Source organism: Silvimonas amylolytica (assembly GCF_014645555.1).
Classification (GTDB): domain Bacteria; phylum Pseudomonadota; class Gammaproteobacteria; order Burkholderiales; family Chitinibacteraceae; genus Silvimonas; species Silvimonas amylolytica.
This window is the reverse complement of record NZ_BMLY01000004.1, coordinates 381,529-400,233: the sequence shown is the minus strand read 5'-3', so window position 1 is coordinate 400,233 and position 18,705 is coordinate 381,529. Positions and strand designations below refer to the sequence as shown.

22 protein-coding genes are annotated in these 18,705 nt (G+C 57.4%); 3 read left to right on the top strand and 19 right to left on the bottom strand.

Features of this window, described 5'->3' with window-relative positions; translation table 11 throughout:
- Positions 1-243 precede the first annotated feature (243 nt).
- From IEX44_RS14125 to IEX44_RS14110, 4 genes are all read right to left on the bottom strand, one after another.
- Entirely contained in the window at positions 244-990 is a 747-nt protein-coding gene (locus tag IEX44_RS14125) for a GntR family transcriptional regulator (RefSeq protein WP_188695019.1), read from the bottom strand.
- Positions 991-1,090: 100 nt separating this feature from the next.
- Positions 1,091-1,972, bottom strand: a complete 882-nt coding sequence (locus IEX44_RS14120) for a glucosamine kinase nucleotide-binding domain-containing protein (RefSeq protein ID WP_188695016.1) — start codon at positions 1,970-1,972, stop codon at positions 1,091-1,093.
- Between the two features lie 175 nt (positions 1,973-2,147).
- Entirely contained in the window at positions 2,148-2,876 is a 729-nt protein-coding gene (locus IEX44_RS14115) for a phosphoadenylyl-sulfate reductase (RefSeq protein ID WP_188695013.1), read from the bottom strand.
- Between the two features lie 37 nt (positions 2,877-2,913).
- Positions 2,914-3,687 carry a sulfite exporter TauE/SafE family protein gene (locus IEX44_RS14110; RefSeq protein ID WP_188695010.1) on the bottom strand — a complete coding sequence of 258 codons (774 nt, stop codon included), beginning with the start codon at positions 3,685-3,687 and terminating at the stop codon, positions 2,914-2,916.
- 132 nt (positions 3,688-3,819) lie between these two features.
- Between IEX44_RS14110 and cysB the strand changes: the two genes are divergently transcribed.
- On the top strand, positions 3,820-4,770 hold the full coding sequence (cysB, locus tag IEX44_RS14105; RefSeq protein WP_188695007.1) for an HTH-type transcriptional regulator CysB: 951 nt from the start codon (positions 3,820-3,822) through the stop codon (positions 4,768-4,770).
- A gap of 87 nt (positions 4,771-4,857) precedes the next feature.
- Here the strand turns inward: cysB and IEX44_RS14100 are convergent, their stop codons facing one another.
- From IEX44_RS14100 to cysE, 13 genes are all read right to left on the bottom strand, one after another.
- A complete protein-coding gene (locus IEX44_RS14100) occupies positions 4,858-5,169 on the bottom strand; it encodes a DUF2322 family protein (protein WP_188695003.1) in 312 nt (103 codons plus the stop codon).
- A 75-nt stretch (positions 5,170-5,244) separates the two neighbouring features.
- Positions 5,245-6,216: an HD-GYP domain-containing protein gene (locus IEX44_RS14095; RefSeq protein WP_188695001.1), complete on the bottom strand. Its 972-nt coding sequence runs from the start codon at positions 6,214-6,216 to the stop codon at positions 5,245-5,247.
- Between the two features lie 109 nt (positions 6,217-6,325).
- On the bottom strand, positions 6,326-6,517 hold the full coding sequence (gene iscX / locus IEX44_RS14090) for a Fe-S cluster assembly protein IscX (RefSeq protein WP_188694999.1): 192 nt from the start codon (positions 6,515-6,517) through the stop codon (positions 6,326-6,328).
- The gene (locus IEX44_RS14085) at positions 6,514-7,005 is read right to left on the bottom strand and encodes a YbaK/EbsC family protein (protein ID WP_188694996.1); all 492 of its coding nucleotides are present in this window, start codon (positions 7,003-7,005) and stop codon (positions 6,514-6,516) included. Before IEX44_RS14085 ends, iscX begins: the two co-directional genes overlap by 4 nt.
- Positions 7,005-7,343 (bottom strand): ISC system 2Fe-2S type ferredoxin, encoded by a 339-nt coding sequence (gene fdx / locus IEX44_RS14080; RefSeq protein WP_188694994.1) that lies wholly within the window; start codon positions 7,341-7,343, stop codon positions 7,005-7,007. The genes IEX44_RS14085 and fdx overlap by 1 nt, the downstream gene beginning before the upstream one ends.
- 38 nt (positions 7,344-7,381) lie before the next feature.
- Entirely contained in the window at positions 7,382-9,238 is a 1,857-nt protein-coding gene (gene hscA, locus IEX44_RS14075; RefSeq protein ID WP_188694992.1) for a Fe-S protein assembly chaperone HscA, read from the bottom strand.
- A gap of 3 nt (positions 9,239-9,241) precedes the next feature.
- A complete protein-coding gene (locus tag IEX44_RS14070; RefSeq protein ID WP_188694989.1) occupies positions 9,242-9,751 on the bottom strand; it encodes a potassium channel family protein in 510 nt (169 codons plus the stop codon).
- A gap of 7 nt (positions 9,752-9,758) precedes the next feature.
- Positions 9,759-10,292, bottom strand: coding sequence for a Fe-S protein assembly co-chaperone HscB (gene hscB, locus IEX44_RS14065; RefSeq protein ID WP_188694986.1), 534 nt, complete (start codon positions 10,290-10,292; stop codon positions 9,759-9,761).
- A gap of 120 nt (positions 10,293-10,412) precedes the next feature.
- Positions 10,413-10,736, bottom strand: coding sequence for an iron-sulfur cluster assembly protein IscA (gene iscA, locus IEX44_RS14060; RefSeq protein ID WP_188694984.1), 324 nt, complete (start codon positions 10,734-10,736; stop codon positions 10,413-10,415).
- A gap of 63 nt (positions 10,737-10,799) precedes the next feature.
- Positions 10,800-11,183 carry a Fe-S cluster assembly scaffold IscU gene (gene iscU / locus IEX44_RS14055; protein WP_188694981.1) on the bottom strand — a complete coding sequence of 128 codons (384 nt, stop codon included), beginning with the start codon at positions 11,181-11,183 and terminating at the stop codon, positions 10,800-10,802.
- A gap of 129 nt (positions 11,184-11,312) precedes the next feature.
- On the bottom strand, positions 11,313-12,527 hold the full coding sequence (locus IEX44_RS14050) for an IscS subfamily cysteine desulfurase (RefSeq protein WP_188694978.1): 1,215 nt from the start codon (positions 12,525-12,527) through the stop codon (positions 11,313-11,315).
- A 92-nt stretch (positions 12,528-12,619) separates the two neighbouring features.
- Entirely contained in the window at positions 12,620-13,120 is a 501-nt protein-coding gene (gene iscR, locus IEX44_RS14045; protein WP_188694975.1) for a Fe-S cluster assembly transcriptional regulator IscR, read from the bottom strand.
- 116 nt (positions 13,121-13,236) lie between these two features.
- Positions 13,237-13,992, bottom strand: a complete 756-nt coding sequence (gene cysE, locus IEX44_RS14040) for a serine O-acetyltransferase (protein WP_188694972.1) — start codon at positions 13,990-13,992, stop codon at positions 13,237-13,239.
- Between the two features lie 286 nt (positions 13,993-14,278).
- On the opposite strand from cysE, the gene IEX44_RS14035 reads away from it, so the two are divergent.
- Together IEX44_RS14035 and IEX44_RS14030 are read left to right on the top strand one after the other, a co-directional pair.
- Positions 14,279-15,175, top strand: a complete 897-nt coding sequence (locus IEX44_RS14035) for an AraC family transcriptional regulator (RefSeq protein WP_188694968.1) — start codon at positions 14,279-14,281, stop codon at positions 15,173-15,175.
- Between the two features lie 137 nt (positions 15,176-15,312).
- Positions 15,313-15,870: a YbhB/YbcL family Raf kinase inhibitor-like protein gene (locus IEX44_RS14030; protein WP_188694965.1), complete on the top strand. Its 558-nt coding sequence runs from the start codon at positions 15,313-15,315 to the stop codon at positions 15,868-15,870.
- Here the strand turns inward: IEX44_RS14030 and IEX44_RS14025 are convergent.
- Together IEX44_RS14025 and IEX44_RS14020 are read right to left on the bottom strand one after the other, a co-directional pair.
- Entirely contained in the window at positions 15,867-17,009 is a 1,143-nt protein-coding gene (locus IEX44_RS14025) for a glycerate kinase (RefSeq protein ID WP_188694962.1), read from the bottom strand. The genes IEX44_RS14030 and IEX44_RS14025 overlap by 4 nt on opposite strands.
- 26 nt (positions 17,010-17,035) lie before the next feature.
- Positions 17,036-18,670, bottom strand: a complete 1,635-nt coding sequence (locus IEX44_RS14020; RefSeq protein ID WP_188694959.1) for an alpha-glucosidase — start codon at positions 18,668-18,670, stop codon at positions 17,036-17,038.
- Between the last annotated feature and the right edge of the window lie 35 nt (positions 18,671-18,705).

Sequence of the window (18,705 nt, the reverse complement as noted above, 5' to 3'; positions counted from 1 at the left end):
TCTGGTTCCTGGCCGGCTGCTTTTTAGCGCCTGGCCATGCCGCCTCGTTTCTCGAGGCTTTGGCAGGTTACAACAATTTATCAATACGGTGAATCACTTCGAAGCCTGCGCATTAAGCGGACCTGTGCGTCGCGCCTTGCCAGATGAACGGCCTGATTCTCATATTTTGTAGTTAATTACACTTACGTAAAACACCTGACTACAGCAAATACCCTAAGCAATTGCCCTGAGGCCGCATAAACACTAAGCCTTGCGATGCAACTCAACGACAAAGTCGTAGTAGTCACTACGAAACCAGGAGTGCGTCAGTTCAACGGGCAGGCCATTTTCCAGATAACCCACGCGCACAAGATGCAACATGGCTTGTCCCTCTGGAATGTCCGCCAGGCTTGCCAGACGGGCATTTGCATTGACCGCAGCGATATTCTGTATCGCTCTTACAACACCTAGCCGGGCGTTCTGCATGTATTCATACAACGAATCCCCGATTTTGGCCGGATCCGCCACGAGATGATGCGGCAAAGCAGTCTCTTCGACCGCCATGACCACGTCGTTCGCTGTCCGGACCCGTAACAACCGCGACACCCGCGCATTGGGAGCCAGATTCAGTCGCATCAATTCTTCTGCCGTCGCTGGTGCCACTTCGCGTTTAAGCCAGCGACTACCTGGCACAAAGCCACGCTGCTTGAGCATTTCAGACAAGTTGGTCAGGCGTGAGAGCGGCTGCTCCAGCTTGGGCGTAATAAACGTCCCAGCCCCCTGACGGCGCACGATCATCCCTTGCTCGTACAAGAGATCCAGCGCCTTGCGCGCCGTGACGCGCGACAAACCCAGCACTTCACAGAAAGTCCGCTCAGACGGCAGCGGGTCTTCGGCTTTCCAGAAGCCGGCATGAATAGCGGCCGCGAGCTTATGGCTCAGCTGCAGATAAAGCGGCGTCGCGCTGTCTGCTTCGGGCTTGAGAAACAACAGCTTTTGCTGCTGATCCATGGTCCTGCTCTCCCCAGATTGGCAAGCACCCCGGTCGTGCCGGGGCGGGTCAACAATGCCTGGCGACGGGCACTGGGCACCGTCGCGCATTACCAGACACTCAGGCTGTTACCGCCTTGTGGATCAGGATCAAAGCACCGGCACATGAATCGGCTTGCGCGCGCGTGGTCGTCGCGAGAAACGCAGCCGGAATGTATGGACGCAGGGCTTCAGAAAGGCCGCCGCCGCAAATGGCAATCGGCAGGGTCGGCGCACTGGCGCGCAACGCAGCACCAATCATTTCAATCTCGCGACCAGCATCTTGCAAGAAGCCGCGCGCGACTTCATCGGTTTCGCCAAACTGGACGATGATGGGCGAGAGCGAGGCGCATTCGCCCTGCTTCATTTTGCCCATCCATTCAAAAATCTTTTCCTTGGTGTCGCCGACCACGGCAAACAAGGCGCGACCGAAATCAGTCATCGGCTGACGGCCATCAAACAGACGCTGTACATGATTGATGGCTTTCAGGCCCAGATACGCGCCAGAACCTTCATCGGACGTGGGGAAACCCCAGCCGCCGACTTCAATGCGTTTGCCGTCCGGCAACCAGGCTTCGCCGATCGAACCCGTACCAACCGCGATGATGCCGCCGTGCAGGCCTTTGTGCGCCCCCAGCAGCGTCGAAAAACCATCAGTCTCAACAATGATGCGGGCAAAGCCCGGGTTTTTGGCTTCAAACTCGGCGGCCCATGCGCGGTTATGCACCCCAGACAAACCAAGGCCGACAGCACATTGGGCAAAATCTGGCGCGTTGATTCCCAGCGCGGCAAAGCCGGTGCGGATGGTCGCCACAATATTGTCCCAGGCTTTGTCGATACCTTGTTGCAGCGCCGAGGCACCGCCTTCAGTGCGGGTCAATTCCTTGCCATCGAGCCCGGAAATACAGATACGCGTGCCGGTACCCCCGCCATCAACGCCAATCAGGTATTGAATGCCACTCATGTTTGATTCCTTTCCTCTGTCCTGAACTGAATTCAGGTTTTTGTTTCATGTTTTCTTTTTATCGCCACACCTTTGATGCGGCGCAGTATTGCCAAAGCAAAAACGATAATGCCGCCATAATGATGGCGGCATTGTAAGAATCAGGCAACGAGTCCGGCGTTCTCGTTGCTAACTATCAACGATTTACCGACGAAACAAACGAAACAGCACTGACCTCGCCGCCGTCTTTTACGTGCAAACCGCATTCCTTGTTTTCAGGATTTTCCCACCACCAGCGGCCGGCGCGCACGTCTTCACCCATCGCGATGGCACGCGTACAGGGCGCGCAACCAATCGACGGATAATGGCGGTCGTGCAATTTGTTGTACGGCACATTGTTGGCCTTGATGTAGGCCCAGACATCTTTCTCGGTCCACTCAATCAGCGGATTGAATTTCTCCAGGCCGTTACCCGCGTCATATTCCTGGTTGCCCAGGTCAGTCCGCGTGGGGGATTGCTCGCGGCGCAGTCCAGTCACCCAGGCCTTCTTGCCAGACAGCGCGCGTTGCAACGGCTCGATCTTGCGGATGTGGCAACAGGATTTGCGCAGGTCCACAGACTCATAAAAGCCATTGACGCCATTTTGTTTGACGTAGGCCTCAACAGCGGCGGCATCCGGAAAGAACACCTGCACCGCGTGCTCCGGATACCGTTCACGGACGGTTTGCATCAGTTCATAGGTTTCTTCCGGCAGGCGGCCGGTGTCCAGACTAAATGCATCAATGCCAATGTTGTGCCGAGCGATCAGGTCCGTCAGCACCATGTCTTCAGCACCAAACGAGTTGGCAAACACGGCGGGCGAATAGTCGGTGGCAATACGCTTGAGCAATGCCAGTGTGTCGGCAATCTTGCTATCGAGATCCATCAATAACTCCGGATGCGATGAATTCAGAAAAAAGGGCCTAGAAAACCAATTTGCTGCCGACCAGTGCCAGCATCAAGGCCAGCAAGGGACGCAGAAGACGATCGGGCAGACGACCGGACAGCTGGCTTCCAAAGTAAATCCCGGGCAACGAACCGACCAGCAAGAACCCCAGAATGCCCCAATCCAGGTTACCCAGACCGGCATGACCCAGACCTGCAACCAGGGTCAGGGGAACAGCATGGGCAATTTCGGTGCCCACGAGCCGCGAAGTCGGGATCAACGGGTAGAGCAAAAACAGCGCAATGGTGCCCAGCGCACCGGCACCAATCGAGGAAAGCGTCACGATCACGCCCAGCACCAGCCCGACGATCACGGTAATGATACGGCGGCTGGTGGAATCTGCCTTGAGGGTCAGATCGCCCGAGAGTGTGGCCTTCTGGATCAGTGGTTTGGCCAGAATGGCCGCCGCAGTCAGCAGGAGTGCCACCCCGAGCATATGTTTGATCAAACCATTAATCACCGCTTGATCTGTCTGCAAGCGATGGAGGAAAAACACCGTCACCATGGCGGCGGGGACACTCCCCAAAGCCAGCCAGCCCGTGATTTTCCAGTCGATATTGCGGTTGCGATGGTGAACCCAGACGCCGCCTGATTTGGTAATGGCCGCATACAGCAAATCCGTACCGACTGCCGTGGCTGGGTTGATACCAAAAAACAACAGGATCGGCGTCATCAAGGAACCGCCGCCCACGCCGGTCATGCCGACAATAAACCCGACCAAAAGGCCAGAAACAATGAAACCCAACGCCATCTAACCATCCCTCTTATGAGGGATGCACGCACCGTTTTTTCCCCCGGAACTGGCGATCATATCATTGGGTTTATAATGCTATAGACTGTTATGTTAAGATTTTAGAATGCGTGGTTATTTATTGGGAAAGCCATGAAATTACAGCAATTGCGGTACCTGGTTGAAGTATCAAAACAAGGACTGAACGTCTCTGAAGCAGCAGAAAAACTGCATACCTCCCAGCCGGGGATTTCCAAACAGATCCGCTTGCTGGAAGACGAACTGGGCGTACAGATCTTTATCCGCAACGGTAAACGGGTGGTTGATGTCACCGCACCCGGGCGCGAGATTCTGCATATTGCCGAACGCATCTTGATGCAGGCGCAGAACCTCAAGCGCATTGGCGAAGAGTTTGTGAATGTAGAAGGCGGCAGCCTGACCATTGCGACCACACACACCCAGGCCCGTTACGCCTTGCCGCGCACCATCAAGGCCTTCTTGTCACGCTATCCCAAGGTGCGTTTGTCGATCAAACAAGGCAGCCCGACCCAGATCAGCGAGATGGTGGTTGAAGGCGAGGCCGATATCGCCATCGCCACAGAAGGGATAGACCACTACCCGGAACTGGCCATGTTGCCGTGTTACGAGTGGAATCGTTCCATCGTTGTGCCGGAAGGCCATCCGCTGGCGGCACTGGATCGCAAGATCGGCCTGGACGATGTCGCCGCCTACCCGCTGGTCACGTACGACTTTGCCTTCACGGGGCGTTCTCTCATTAACCGTGCCTTTGAAAAACAGGGGCTGACGCCGAATGTCGTGCTGACTGCCATCGACTCTGACGTGATCAAGACCTATGTCACGCTGGGGCTGGGCGTCGGTATTCTGGCGACCATGGCATTTGAACCGGAGCGGGATCGCGGCCTTGTGGCCATCGATGCCGGCCATTTGTTTGAACCCTCCATCACGCGCATTGGTGTGCGTCGTGACGCCTACCTGCGCGGTTATGCCTTCGACTTTATCGAACTGTTTTCACCGCACCTGACGCGGGAAACCGTGCAAGGTTCGCTACTGATGAGCGAACCGGAAGGCGAAGAAGAGGAGTAATCGAGGGGCTATACCTCGGTGCACCAGACAACAAAAAGGCCAGCAACAGCTGGCCTTTTTGTTTTGGTACCTGATGCCTGCACCCGTTCAGGCCGGCAGCAGACGGACCGAAAACGGCTGACCACCTTCAACCAGCGTCAGCAGGCGATCAATATTGGGGTGTTTGCCCGGATTGGCACGTGCATCGACCGTGTGTTCGGCATACAAACGCAAACCCTTATCGGCGGCAACAGTATCGATAGCGCCAAATTCCTGATACAGCGCATGGTAAACCCGCACGCTACCGGCTTGCCCGGGTTTGTTTTCCAGGCGGGCGGCGACGGTTTCGCCATCCAGCAGTTCCAGACCAGCCAGGTGGTCAACAGCTGGCAAAGTGGCCAGCACTTCAGCAAATTGCATGAATCAATTCCTGCTTCTTGTTGTGGATGTAAATAGATATCAATGGATATAAGCGCAGAAAAACCACGCTCGTCGCTATAAACCCGCTGCAGCTGCACCCCAGACCAGGTCAAATTGGACGCGCCCGACCAATGACGTCGGGTCGAGCATTTCGACAATCGCAAACTGGGTGTTGCCGGTATCGCGATCAACTGGCTCCAGTAACGGCATATCGGCATCGTCAAACAAGGCCGTCACCAGTGGCGCGGCTTCGTTGGCATATTGCTTGACCACACCGCTCTCACCGTTCGCCATTCTCACAACGGCGCCAGGTGGAAACAAGCCCAGGGTATCGCCAAACAAACGCCCCAGTTTGGCATCAGCAGCACTGCCATGAGTACGTAGTGTGCGGAACAAAGCACTATCGACCACGCTGCCGCTGCGCCAGGCCGACTGGGTCAGCATGGCGCAATAACGGTCCGCCAGACCAATCAGCCGCGCCTCAAACCGCAGCTCCTCACCTTCAAGGCGAGCGGGATAACCACTGCCATCGGGTAGCTCATGGTGTTGCAATACGCAATCAAGCCATAACTGATCAGAGACACCCAGCTTGCGCAATGTTTCACGGCCAATCATGGGATGACGATGCATTTCTTCACGCTGCGCACTGGAGAGCGGCGAAGATTGCTGTGACAGCGTTTCTTGCAACGCCATCATGCCCATGTTCATGGTCAGTGCCGCGCTCACCACCGACTGGCGATCCAGCGGATTCATATCCAGTCGCTCGCACACCAGATCCACCACAATGGCCGTATCTACCGAGTGACGGATGCCGTAGCTGCCTTCCTGGGCATGCAAAATCACGGCCAGCGCTACATCGGCATCCTGCTCACAGGCAAGTTGCAATTGCCAGACGATATCGGTCAGGCGTTGGGTAAAGTCGCCGTTATCCGGATGATGCTGGAACAGATCAAACAGTTTGAAACGAGCGTTCAGCACCAGACTGGCGACAGAACGCGCGGTGGGAGAAGTGGTCACGGTGTCGCGGGCAGGTTGCGCGGCAGGCATGTTGGGGTTGGGTCCGTTCAGATGGCCAGATGATCCATCATTGTATGGTTCAATCCAGCCCTCTGGTCAAACCAGGTGCAAGGCAATGAGACACCAGGCACCGCGTTGCTCAAACTTCTTCGATCCAGGCGGCCTGAATGGCTTCCAGAATGCGCTCACCGCAGCGGGACGGTTCGTCATCAAAATCGTCCAGTGCCATGACCCACTCCATCAGGTCGGTAAAACGGATGGTTCGCGGGTCGATTTCCGGAAAGCGATCCGCCAGTTCGATGGCAATATCATGGGTATCTGTCCACTTCATGCTGCACTCTCCTCTTTGATCCGGGCAACGCGGCCAGCGGTCAACGCCACCAGCTCTTCAGGGGTCAGCCGGAATACGCTGTTCGGGGTTCCTGCTGCCGCCCATAACTCTGGATAAGTCAGCAGGTCTTCATCAATCAATACGACAGGTGCTTCAAGGTGCGCGACTGGCGCGACGCCGCCAATGGCAAAGCCGGTTTTCTCACGCACAAAATCCGCATCAGCACGGCCGACTTTCTCGCCCACCAGGTCCGTCACGCTTTTTTCGCACACACGGTTACGACCACTGGTGACCACCAGTACCAGCTGGCTGGTTTGACGCGTTTTCAGAATAATGGATTTGGCGATTTGCGCCACATCGCAACCGATGGCCGCTGCAGCGTCTGAGGCCGTTCGGGTTGATGCATCAAAGGTGACGATCCGCGCCGCAATGCCATGGCGCGTGAGCACATCGGCTACGCGTTGCTGACTTGCGGAGATGTCCGTCATCAGTGGTTTTCCCGCGCGTGATTGATGGTGTATTTGGGGATTTCGACCACAAGATCGGTCTGCTCAACCAAAGCCTGACAAGACAGACGCGACTGCGCTGTCAGGCCCCAGGCCTTGTCCAGCAAGTCGTCTTCCAGTTCATCACTGGCTTCCAGGCTATTGAACCCCTCACGCACGATGACGTGGCAGGTCGTGCAGGCACACGATTTTTCGCAAGCGTGTTCGATCTCGATGTCATTGTCGAGCAGCGCATCGCAGATCGAAGTACCCGGCTCGGCTTCAATGACTGCGCCATCCGGGCACAACACGGGATGAGGCAGTACGACGATTTGAGTCACGTTACAGTCCCTTTGGGTTACGGGTATTCAGTTGGCGCTTAGAGTTCGCCGATCTTCTGCCCGGCAAGGCCGCGCTTGACGGCGGCATCCATGCGGCGGCCAGCGAATTCGACGGTCGCCTGATTCAGTGCTTCGGCAGTGCTGCGGATGCGGTCAGCATCGCTACCTGCCAGGTGCTGACGCAAGTCATCAAGCACACTGTGAATCGCCACGCGCTCAGCGTCATCGAGCAAATGACCGTCGACCGCCAGCGCAGCTTCGGTCGCTTGCAGCAGACTGGTGGCTTCCACTTTGGCTTCGGCCAGTTTGCGTGCGGTCATGTCATCTGTGGCATGCGTCATTGATTCGCTCAACATGCGGCCGATTTCTTCATCAGACAAACCGTACGAGGGCTTGACCGCGATGCTCGCTTCCACACCGGTGGATTGCTCACGCGCCGAAACCGACAGCAAACCATCCGCATCCACCTGGAAGGTGACACGAATGCGTGCAGCGCCTGCCACCATGGGCGGAATGCCGCGCAATTCAAAACGCGCGAGCGAGCGACAGTCGCTGACCATTTCACGCTCGCCTTGCAGCACGTGAATGGCCATGGCGGTCTGGCCGTCTTTGTAGGTGGTAAATTCCTGGGCGCGTGCAGTCGGGATGGTGGAATTACGCGGGATGACCTTTTCAGTCAGGCCGCCCATGGTTTCCAGACCCAGCGACAGCGGGATCACATCCAGCAGCAGCCATTCGTCATCACCCTTGTTGCCAGCCAGTACATCAGCCTGCATGGCGGCCCCCAGGGCTACCACTTTGTCCGGGTCCAGATTAGTCAGGGGTGTCTTGCCGAAGAATTCGGCCACGGCGCGGCGTACTTGCGGCATGCGCGTGGCACCACCAACCAGCACGACGCCCTTGATGTCATCCACCGTGAGTTTGGCGTCACGCAGTGCCTTGCGCACCGGCATCAGCGTTTTTTGCACGAGATGCGCGGTCAGTTCATGCAGCTTGTCTGCGGTCAGTTCCTGATCGACCATCTGGCCATCAGAGAGCATGGCGGTCAGGTGGGTGCTGTCATGATCGGTGAGCGCTTCTTTGGCCTCCCGCGCGCGCGTCAGCAAAAGGCGTGAGTCTTGCACGTTCAGGCGCGACAGACCGGTTTGCTCCATGGCCCAACAGTGAATGCGGTGATCAAAATCATCGCCACCCAGCTGCGAATCACCTGATGTAGCGCGTACTTCAAACACGCCACGCGTGAGTTCCAGTACCGACACATCAAACGTGCCGCCGCCCAGGTCATACACCACGAAGGTGCCTTCCGCGCCGTTATCAAGACCGTAAGCGATGGCTGCGGCGGTGGGCTCATTCAACAAGCGCAAAACATTCAGACCGGCCAGGCGTGCGGCGTCTTTGGTGGCCTGGCGCTGGGCATCATCAAAATACGCCGGGACCGTAATCACGGCACCAACGAGTTCTCCACCCATGCTCTCCTCTGCGCGCTCTTTGAGCGTACGCAGGATGTCGGCAGAGACTTCCACCGGGCTCTTGATGCCAGCGGCGGTTTGCAGCTTGAGCATGCCAGGCTCGTCAACAAAGCGGTACGGCGTGGCCAGTTCAGCAATGTCTTTCAGGCCACGACCCATGAAGCGCTTGACCGACACGACCGTGTTGGAGGGGTCCTTGTTTTGCTTTGCCTGTGCGGCGCGGCCCACGGTCATACTGCCGTCAGCGGCGTAATTGACGACCGATGGCAACAGCGCGCGGCCATCGTGATCGGGCAGGCACACGGCACTGCCGCTGCGCACGGTGGCGACCAGCGAATTGGTGGTACCAAGGTCGATCCCCACCGCAAGACGGTGCTGATGTGGGGCGGTGGACATGCCGGGTTCGGCAATTTGCAGTAAGGCCATGAATCAATCTTTCCTGATACCCGGCTGCACCAGCAGCAGCAGGTAGGCAACAAAACAAACATTGTGGGCAGAGCCCAGTAAACCGACCACCATGGCAAACATGCGCCCGGCAGCATCCACAGGCACAAAGTCGCCGTAACCGATGGTCAGAAATGTAACCATGGTGAAGTACGCATTATCGAGTGCGTCATGGCTTTTGATCACATGAAACCGCCGGCAGATCAGCCATAACGGCTGCTGGACCAGCAGCGTGGTGATGATCCAGGACAACCACACACTGGTATAACTCAGATGCGCATTCAACCGGTGCAAAAACCGCCTGGCCCCGCGCAACACCAGGAAGTAGGAGAAGCCCGTGGCAAACAATGCAGCCAGCATGACCACCACACCGATTACCGGGTAGTCCTGCCGATCCGGTGCCAGCAGCGTCACCAGTACTACAGCCAGATAAGAGAGCAGTGCGATGCCCCACGCTTCAAAAAATGCGGGCACCCAGCTGGCTCTGGCGTTCATGGCAGGATCAGTACAGTACTGACTCGATGGCGTTGCCGATTTCCTGATCAAGGCGTTCCATGAAACGCATCTTGCGTACGATCATGGCGGCATCGTCGTAGCGTGCTTCACGATCAATCAGGCGGGAGATTTCATCTTCCATCGCACCAATTTCTTGCCGCAACTCGTGGTTAAGTTCTTCCAGCCGCTCTACGTTTTGCGACGCTTTCCCTTCGGCAATATGCTCACGCCAGATCATCTGGTTCATCAGAAAATCCATCGGCATGGCGGTATTGGTTTCTTCTTGCGTGTCCACACCGTTGAGCTTGAGCAGATAGCGTGCCCGTGAAACCGGGGACTTGAGCGTTTGATAGCCTTCGTTCAGCCGCGTGGCGATCTGCAACGAGAGCCGTTTTTCAGTGTCATCACTGCCAGCAAAGCGATCTGGGTGCCACGTGGCCTGGAGCGCGCGGTACCGGGCCTCCAGCGCTTTTGTATCAAGCGCAAAAGTGGCCGGAAGCTGGAAAACCTCGAAATGATTCTGGTTGAAGTCGAAATTCATCGGGCGGAGCTGGCCTGGGTCGCGTGAACCTGCAGATTAACAAGAAAACGGGCATAACCCGTTCTTTTTAACGCCGCCCTGCCCGCGTGATCGCAAGGCAGGGTGATTCAGTCATGCGCTTCAGACGTGGAAACTCTCGCCGCAGCCGCACTCGTTTTTCACGTTGGGGTTATTGAACTTGAAGCCTTCGTTCAGCCCTTCTTTGGCGTAATCCAGTTCGGTCCCATCGAGGTACGGCAGGCTCTTGGCGTCAGTGAAAATCTGCACGCCGAAGCTTTCGAACACCAGATCGGTATCCGCTTGCACGTCAACGAATTCCAGCTTGTAGGCCATGCCGGAACAGCCCGATGTCTTCACTGCCAGACGCACACCCAGCCCCTTGCCGCGACGGGCAAGATAGCCAGAGATATGGTTCGCAGCGCGTTCACTCAAAGTCAAAGCCATTCAAAAACTCCAGTCCTGTCTCGTTGCGGATGCCTCACATGCAGGCATCCAGTCCAGCCGTGCTCAGGCAGTGTGCTTTTGCTTGTAATCTTCAACCGCTGCCTTGATGGCGTCTTCAGCCAGGATGGAGCAGTGGATTTTCACCGGCGGCAGCGCCAGTTCTTCAGCGATATGTGTGTTCTTGATGGCCAGTGCTTCGTCCAGTGTCTTGCCCTTGACCCATTCGGTCACCAGCGACGAAGAAGCAATGGCCGAACCACAGCCGTAAGTCTTGAACTTGGCATCTTCGATCACGCCATCCGCGCCAACCTTGATCTGCAGCTTCATCACGTCGCCACAGGCCGGTGCGCCGACCATGCCGGTACCGATGCTGTCGTCGCCCTTTTCAAAGGAGCCCACGTTGCGCGGGTTTTCGTAATGGTCGATTACTTTTTCGCTATAAGCCATCTGGATGTCTCCTGTGCGGGGTGCGCCGGCATCGCCTGGCTCACCACCTGAATTTCAATCTTTCAATCAATCTGTTCTTGTCGGGAGAAGGCGGGTTACACCTCACGCCCTGCCCCGTCACCCACCTGGTCAGTGGGCGGCCCACTGCACCTGGCTGATGTCCACGCCGTCTTTGAACATTTCCCACAGTGGGGACAGTTCACGCAGCTTGCCGATCTTTTCATGGATCAATTTGACGGCGAAATCGATATCTTCAACCGTGGTGAAGCGGCCAATCGTAAAGCGGATCGACGAATGCGCCAGTTCATCAGAACGGCCCAGCGCACGCAGCACATAAGACGGCTCCAGGCTGGCAGAGGTACAGGCAGAACCAGACGACACCGCCAGTTCTTTCAGCGCCATGATCAGCGACTCGCCTTCAACAAAGTTGAAGCTCACGTTCAGGTTGTGCGGAACGCGCTTGTCCATGTCACCGTTCAGGTGGGTTTCTTCAATATCAGAGATCCCGGCCCACAGACGGTCACGCAGCATACGGATGCGTTCCAGTTCCGTACCCATTTCTTCACGGGCAATGCGGAAAGCTTCGCCCATGCCTACGATCTGGTGCGTCGCCAGCGTGCCAGAGCGGAAACCGCGCTCGTGGCCGCCACCGTGCATTTGTGCTTCCAGACGGATACGCGGCTTGCGGCGGATGTACAGCGCGCCAATACCCTTCGGGCCATAGGTCTTGTGTGCCGACAGGGCCAGCAGGTCAATCTTGGACTTTTGCAGGTCGATCACCACCTTGCCGGTGGCCTGGGCGGCATCGACATGGAACACAATGCCTTTCTCGCGGCACAGTTCACCGATCGCGTCGACATCCTGGATCACGCCGATTTCGTTGTTCACCAGCATGACCGAGATCAGGATGGTGTCCGGACGAATGGCCGCCTTGAGCACGTCCAGATCAATCAGGCCGTCTTCTTTGACATCCAGGTAAGTGACTTCAAAACCCTCGCGTTCCAGTTCACGCGTGGTATCGAGCACAGCCTTGTGTTCGGTCTTCACGGTGATCAGGTGCTTGCCCTTGCTTTGATAGAAGTGCGCGGCACCCTTGATGGCCAGGTTGTCAGATTCAGTGGCGCCGGAGGTCCACACGATTTCCTTGGCATCGCAGTTCAGCAACGCGGCGACTTGCTCACGCGCTTCTTCCACGGCCGATTCCGTTTCCCAGCCGTAGGCGTGCGAACGCGACGCCGGGTTACCGAAGTGTTCGGTCAGGTACGGAATCATCTTCTGCGCCACGCGCGGGTCAACCGGGGTGGTGGCAGAGTAATCAAGGTAAATCGGCAACTTGCGGTCCATTACAGGTACTCCGTGCTCAATCTGTGCGTATGGGTTTTACAGTTTTACTTCTGTACTTCCGTACTTCTGTGTCGAAGGTGCCAGCCTGGTACTTACAGACCAGGCAACACACCTGCGGCTTCTGCCGTTCTGCCTGGGCGCTGGTCCATCAGGACTGTTTGCTGGCATTGCTCACGGCGACGCTGCTTTTCATGCTGCTGTTCAACCAGCTGCGCCAGAGTGACGGAAGACAGATAGTCGTAAATGGTTTTGTTCAGGCTGGCCCACAAATCGTGAGTCATGCAGCGGTGGTCTTCCAGGCAGTTTTCCTTGCCACCACATTGCGTCGCGTCGATGGGTTCATCGACAGCCTTGATAATCTCGGCCACGGTAATCAGCTCGGCGCCACGCGCCAGACAGTAACCACCGCCAGGACCGCGCACGCTTTCAACCAGTTCACGGCGGCGCAGTTTGCCAAACAGTTGTTCCAGGTAAGAAAGCGAAATCTGCTGGCGTTCGCTGATCCCCGCCAATGTCACCGGGCCTTTGGCCTGGCGCAGGGACAGGTCGAGCATTGCCGTTACGGCAAACCGGCCTTTGGTCGTCAGTCGCATCGCTTTGTCCTGGTTGATCGTATAGGGCGCATCGTAAAATACCCTACAAATTTAGTCAACTAAAAACCCTGGTAGTTCAGTGGGTTTTTACCGTCAAAATACCGCCTGCCAAGGCCTTATTCCTCGACAATCCGGTTGAGGTAATTCGGGTCGAATGCGTCTTGTTCGGCGCGTTCTTCAGTGCAATCCACACCCAGTTGTTCCAGCCGGGCCAGGATCATCTCCAGGCGCTTGTCTGTGGTGACAGAGTGATCCAGCAGACCATGAATCGCCTTCACGGTCGGATCATTCATGTCGTCAGACAAACCGTATGCGGTGAAGCCCATTTTTTCGGCCTGCTCGGCCCGGGCCTTGTCGCGCTCTTTATCGACCATGCGCGCCAGGTTGGCGACCATGGTGGCGCCCGCAGGTACCGGTTTGATCACCACGGCATTCGGGCCGATCTTGGCCCCGCGCCCTACCGTGAACCCGCCCAGCACCTTGGCGCCCGCCCCCACAACAACGCCTTCTTCCAGCGTCGGGTGGCGCTTGCCTTCATGCAATGACGTCCCGCCCAGGGTCACGCCCTGGTACAAGGTGCAGTCATCGCCAATCTCGGCTGTCTCGCCAATCACCACCCCCATGCCATGGTCGATGAACACGCGACGGCCAATCTTTGCGCCGGGGTGGATCTCGATACCGGTCAGCCAGCGGCCAAAGTGCGAGACAGTGCGGGCCAGTAGCTTGCAGTCGCGCAGCCAGAGGGCGTGCGCCATACGATGCAACGTTTGCGCCTGAAAACCCGGATAACAGATGACCACTTCCCACATGGAACGTGCGGCGGGATCGCGCTCAAAAATGGCCCGGATGTCTTCACGCAAGCGATCAAGCATAGGCTGGCTGTTACGGGGAGATTGGAAAGCCGACTATTTTACTCGACTTTTATCAACAAAACCAGCCAGAACACAAAACGCAAGTGATTGATATTTATTGATATTTTTAAAACAGATAAGCCTTTGAGTCTTGATCTGTCAGAAAACCCCGGCATCGCTATATCGGCGATGTGGCACACCTGGCGCATGGATGCGACAACCGGGCCGCCGCTAACCCATAAAACCAACCCAATGTCATGAACTGGCGGTAGGCTATGCGCCCATTAAACCGGTCGGGGTGATCCGCATGCACCAAAGCCTGTTGTCACAACTGATGGCCTTGCCTCACCTGGCCGAACGTACCTTTGTTGGCGGCGCAGCCTTGTTCCGCTTTCATCACCGCGTACAAGTGCAACGCACGCCCTATTTTGTGCCGTGCCTGATCGCGGTGCTGGCCGGTGAAAAACAGATCAAGACTGCGCACGGTGAGTTCGTCTGCAAGGCGGGTGACTGGTTCACGGTCAGCGCGGGCACCAGTATCACCTTCACCAATGTGCCCGATCCTGCACAAGGTTTTTTTGCGGCCGTGGTGATCGCCGCCGATGCCAGCATGCTGCAGCGGTTTCGCCAGCGCTATGCCAGTGTGCTACCAGCGCAACTGGGTGACCACCCGCTGATCACTCCGGACACCGCCTGCCGTCAGGCGCTGCACGATTACATCAGCGAAATCCTCATCACCCGGCACGACAAACTCTCTGATGCCCTGGTTGAATTACGCTGGGAAGCCTTGTGGCTGGCGCTGGCTCGACAAGGCGTCGCGCGTGATCTGGTCATGGCGCAGCCAGGCCGCTGGCGCGAGCGCGTGGTATGGACGCTCTACGGCAATGTCGCGGCGGATTGGCACGCCGACGACGTCGCGCGCAAACTGGCGTTGAGTGAATCATCGCTGCGCCGCCGTTTGCGGGATGAAGGCACCTCATTCAGCGAACTCTTGCTGGACGTGCGCATGGAGCGTGCACTGGCCATGGTGATGGATGGCACAACGGCCATCCAGCGTATCGCAGAAGCCTGCGGGTATACCTCACCATCACGCTTTGCGGCGGCGTTCCGGCAGCGCTTCGGATTATCGCCACTGGCATTGCGGGCGTCATTTCAGGTGCCAGACGAGATCGCGGCCCAACCCATTGCTGACGCACTGGTTTGACCGCTTCAGGCCAGAATCTGACCGGATAAGGCGACACACGCGGCTTCTGCCTTCCTATGATGAGTTCGCGCAGTGCACTGCGGCACACGACCGCACTTGATCAGCACTGCCTTTTCATAGAGAGAAGGAACGCCACCATGAGTCACCCTCTGACATGGGCCTGCAGCACCCTGTTACTGGCTGCAACTGCCAGCCAGGCCGCCAGTTTTACCGTCACCAGCCACGACGTGGTCTCAGGCGCCACGTTAAGTCAGAAACACGTGGCCTACGGTGAAGGCTGCAAAGGCCAGAATATCTCGCCCGACCTGGCCTGGAACAACCCACCCGCGGAAACCCAAAGCTTTGCCATTGTGGTGTCTGACCCGGATGCACCGGGTTCACGCACATGGTTCCACTGGGTGTTGTTCGATATTCCGGCCAGCGTCAAAAATGTGGCTGCCAATGCGGGCGAGTACAACAGCAAGATCCTCCCCGCAGGTGCCGTTCAAGGCCGCAACAGTGATTACAGCTTCTCTTATACCGGGGCATGCCCGCCCGCTGGCGACAAACCGCACCATTATCATTTCACGGTTTACGCGCTGAAAACCGCCAGGCTGGGCGTGGATGCCAATCACAGCAGTCCGGAAAACCTGGTCGACAAGATCAAGGCGCAATCACTGGGAAGTGCCGAAGTTCTGGCAACGTTTGGCCGTTAAGGTTTGAGCAGTTGGGACACACGGATGGCCGCCGCCACATTGCGTGCGGCCAGCCGGACATTCGGCCCTGCATGCGTTAGTGCGTAAGTCAGATCGCCCGGTTCGTGCAGCACACTGAACGCGGCATCAATACCGGCGCGTTGCAGCTCATCTGCACTGGCGGTGAGTGAACCATTGAGCGCGATCACCGGCTTGCCGTACCGTCTGGCCACTTGGGCCACTCCGACCGGGGTCTTGCCCCGCAAACTCTGGCTATCCATCCGTCCTTCCCCGGTGATCACCAGATCGGCTTTGCGGATGGCTTCATCCAGCAGCAAAGCCTGCGCCACAATCTGCACGCCTGGCCGCAACTGCCCGCCCAGCGTCAGCAACATGGCTCCCATCCCCCCGGCTGCACCTGCCCCCGGCGTTCTGGCCACGTCTTTGCCCAAGTCATCCTTGAGCCGATCAGCCAGACGCATCAGATGTTGGTCCAGCAGGGTCACCATCTGCTGTGTCGCGCCCTTTTGCGGGCCGAAGATCGCCGATGCGCCGTGTGGGCCGGTCAGCGGGTTGTCGACATCGCAAGCCACTTCGATCCGGCATTGCGCCAATCGCGCATCCAGCGCTGATGCATCAATGCGAGCCAGTTCAGCCAACGCGCCACCACCGGGGCCGATGTCAGCGCCGGTCGTATCCATAAACCGCATTCCCAGGGCCTGCGCCATGCCCACGCCCCCGTCGTTGGTGGCGCTGCCGCCCAAGCCAATCACAAGGTGCCGCGCACCGGCATCGAGCGCCGCAATGATCAACTCACCGGTTCCGCGCGTTGTCGTCAGTAACGGGTTGCGTTGTGCGGCAGGGACGAGCGCCAACCCACTGGCAGCGGCCATTTCAATCACGGCTGTGCGGCCATCGCCTGTCAGGCCATAAAAGGCCTCGACCGGCGTACCAAGTGGCCCGGTTACGGATAACTCAATCCGCCGGCCCCGCGTGGCAGCCACAAACGCATCGACCGTGCCCTCGCCACCGTCCGCCATCGGCGACAAGTGATAGTGCGCATCCGGGAAAACGGCCGCAAAGCCCGCAGCTATTTCCTGCGCCACTTGCCACGCAGTGAGGCTTTCCTTGAAAGAGTCTGGTGCGATAACGATGTGCATGGATGAAGACCGGTTGAACTGATCAATCAGCGCACAGTACCAAAAACCCCGCCCCAGGCGCCAAGTTCCAGCATGCCGTTTTCAATCAGTCCACGCCCGAGGCCATGACCCGACAACGGGATCACATCACGCACCCCCGTGGGTAGTTTGATGCGCACTTTGGCACTACTCAGGTTAAAGGCCACCAGCACGGTTTTACCTTCGTACTTGCGCGTGTACAGCAGCGCGGGCTCCGGCACTTTATGAAAATGGATATCACCGCGAATCAACGGCGCAAAACCGCGCCGCCAGTCCAGAAACTGCCGGGTGAAATTGAGCACTGAATCGGCCGGACGCTCTTGCACGCCCACTGCCCGCGCCAAGTGTTCAACGGGTACAGGCAGCCAGGGTGTGATCGCCGAAAAACCGCCGAACGCTGCGTTCTTTTTCCAGGGCATGGGTGTGCGGCAACCATCCCGGCCTTTGAATTCCGGCCAGAATGCCTTGCCGTACGGGTCTTGCAGCAATGCAAATGGAATATCGGCCTCAGGCAACCCCAGCTCATCACCCTGATACAGACAACTACTGCCACGCAGCGTCGTGACCAGCGCCAGCACCATTTTGGAAAACTGCGGGTCGTCGGTGTTGTGACCCCAGCGCGTCAGCACGCGTGGCACATCATGATTGCCCACCGACCAACACGCCCAACCGGGTTTGTCGTGCATGGCCAATTGCGCTTCCAGATCTTCGACCTGAGTGCGGATAAACTCAGCGGAGTGCGTTTCGGTCAGGAGGTTGAAACTGTAGGCCTGGTTGAGTTTATCTCCGCCCGATGTGTATTCCGCCATGCGTACCAGCGAATCATCATCCCCGACTTCGCCCACGCTGGCCGCGCTGTATTGATCCAGCAGTTTGCGAATACGCTTGAGAAACTTGAGGTTCTGCGGACGGCTTTTGTCGTAGCGATGCTGCTGCATACCGTACGGATTGGATTGCGTCACAGTCATTTCATCCACCAGCTCCGCAGGGGGATTACTGCGCAGTTTGCGATCATGAAAGTGGTAGTTGCAGGCATCAAAGCGGAATCCATCGACACCACGCTTGAGCCAGAATTCGATGTTATCCAGCGTCGCTTGCTGGACTTCCTCATTATGAAAGTTGAGGTCTGGCTGGCTGGTCAGAAAGTTATGCAAGTAATACTGACGGCGCTGGGTATCCCACTGCCAGGCAGAGCCACCGAACACCGACAACCAGTTAGATGGCGGCGTCCCATCTGCGTGCGCATCGGCCCAGACATACCAGTCCGCTTTGGGGTTATCACGACTTTTGCGGCTTTCGGTAAACCATGGGTGTGCATCAGCGGTATGCGACAACACCTGGTCAATAATGACCTTCAAACCTGCCTTGTGCAGGTCAGTGACCAGCGCATCAAAGTCTGCCAGTGTGCCAAACAGCGGATCAACATCCCGGTAGTCCGATACGTCATAACCAAAGTCTTTCATCGGAGACGTGAAGAACGGAGAGATCCAGACTGCGTCAATATTCAGTCGTTTGAGATACGGCACATGCTGACGAATGCCGGGCAGATCACCCACGCCGTCGCCGTTGCTATCCATGAAGCTGCGCGGGTAGATCTGATAGATCACTGCACCGCGCCACCATGCCTTGGCTGACCTGGACATGTATTGCCCCCCCTTTTGAATCAGCACACCGGTTT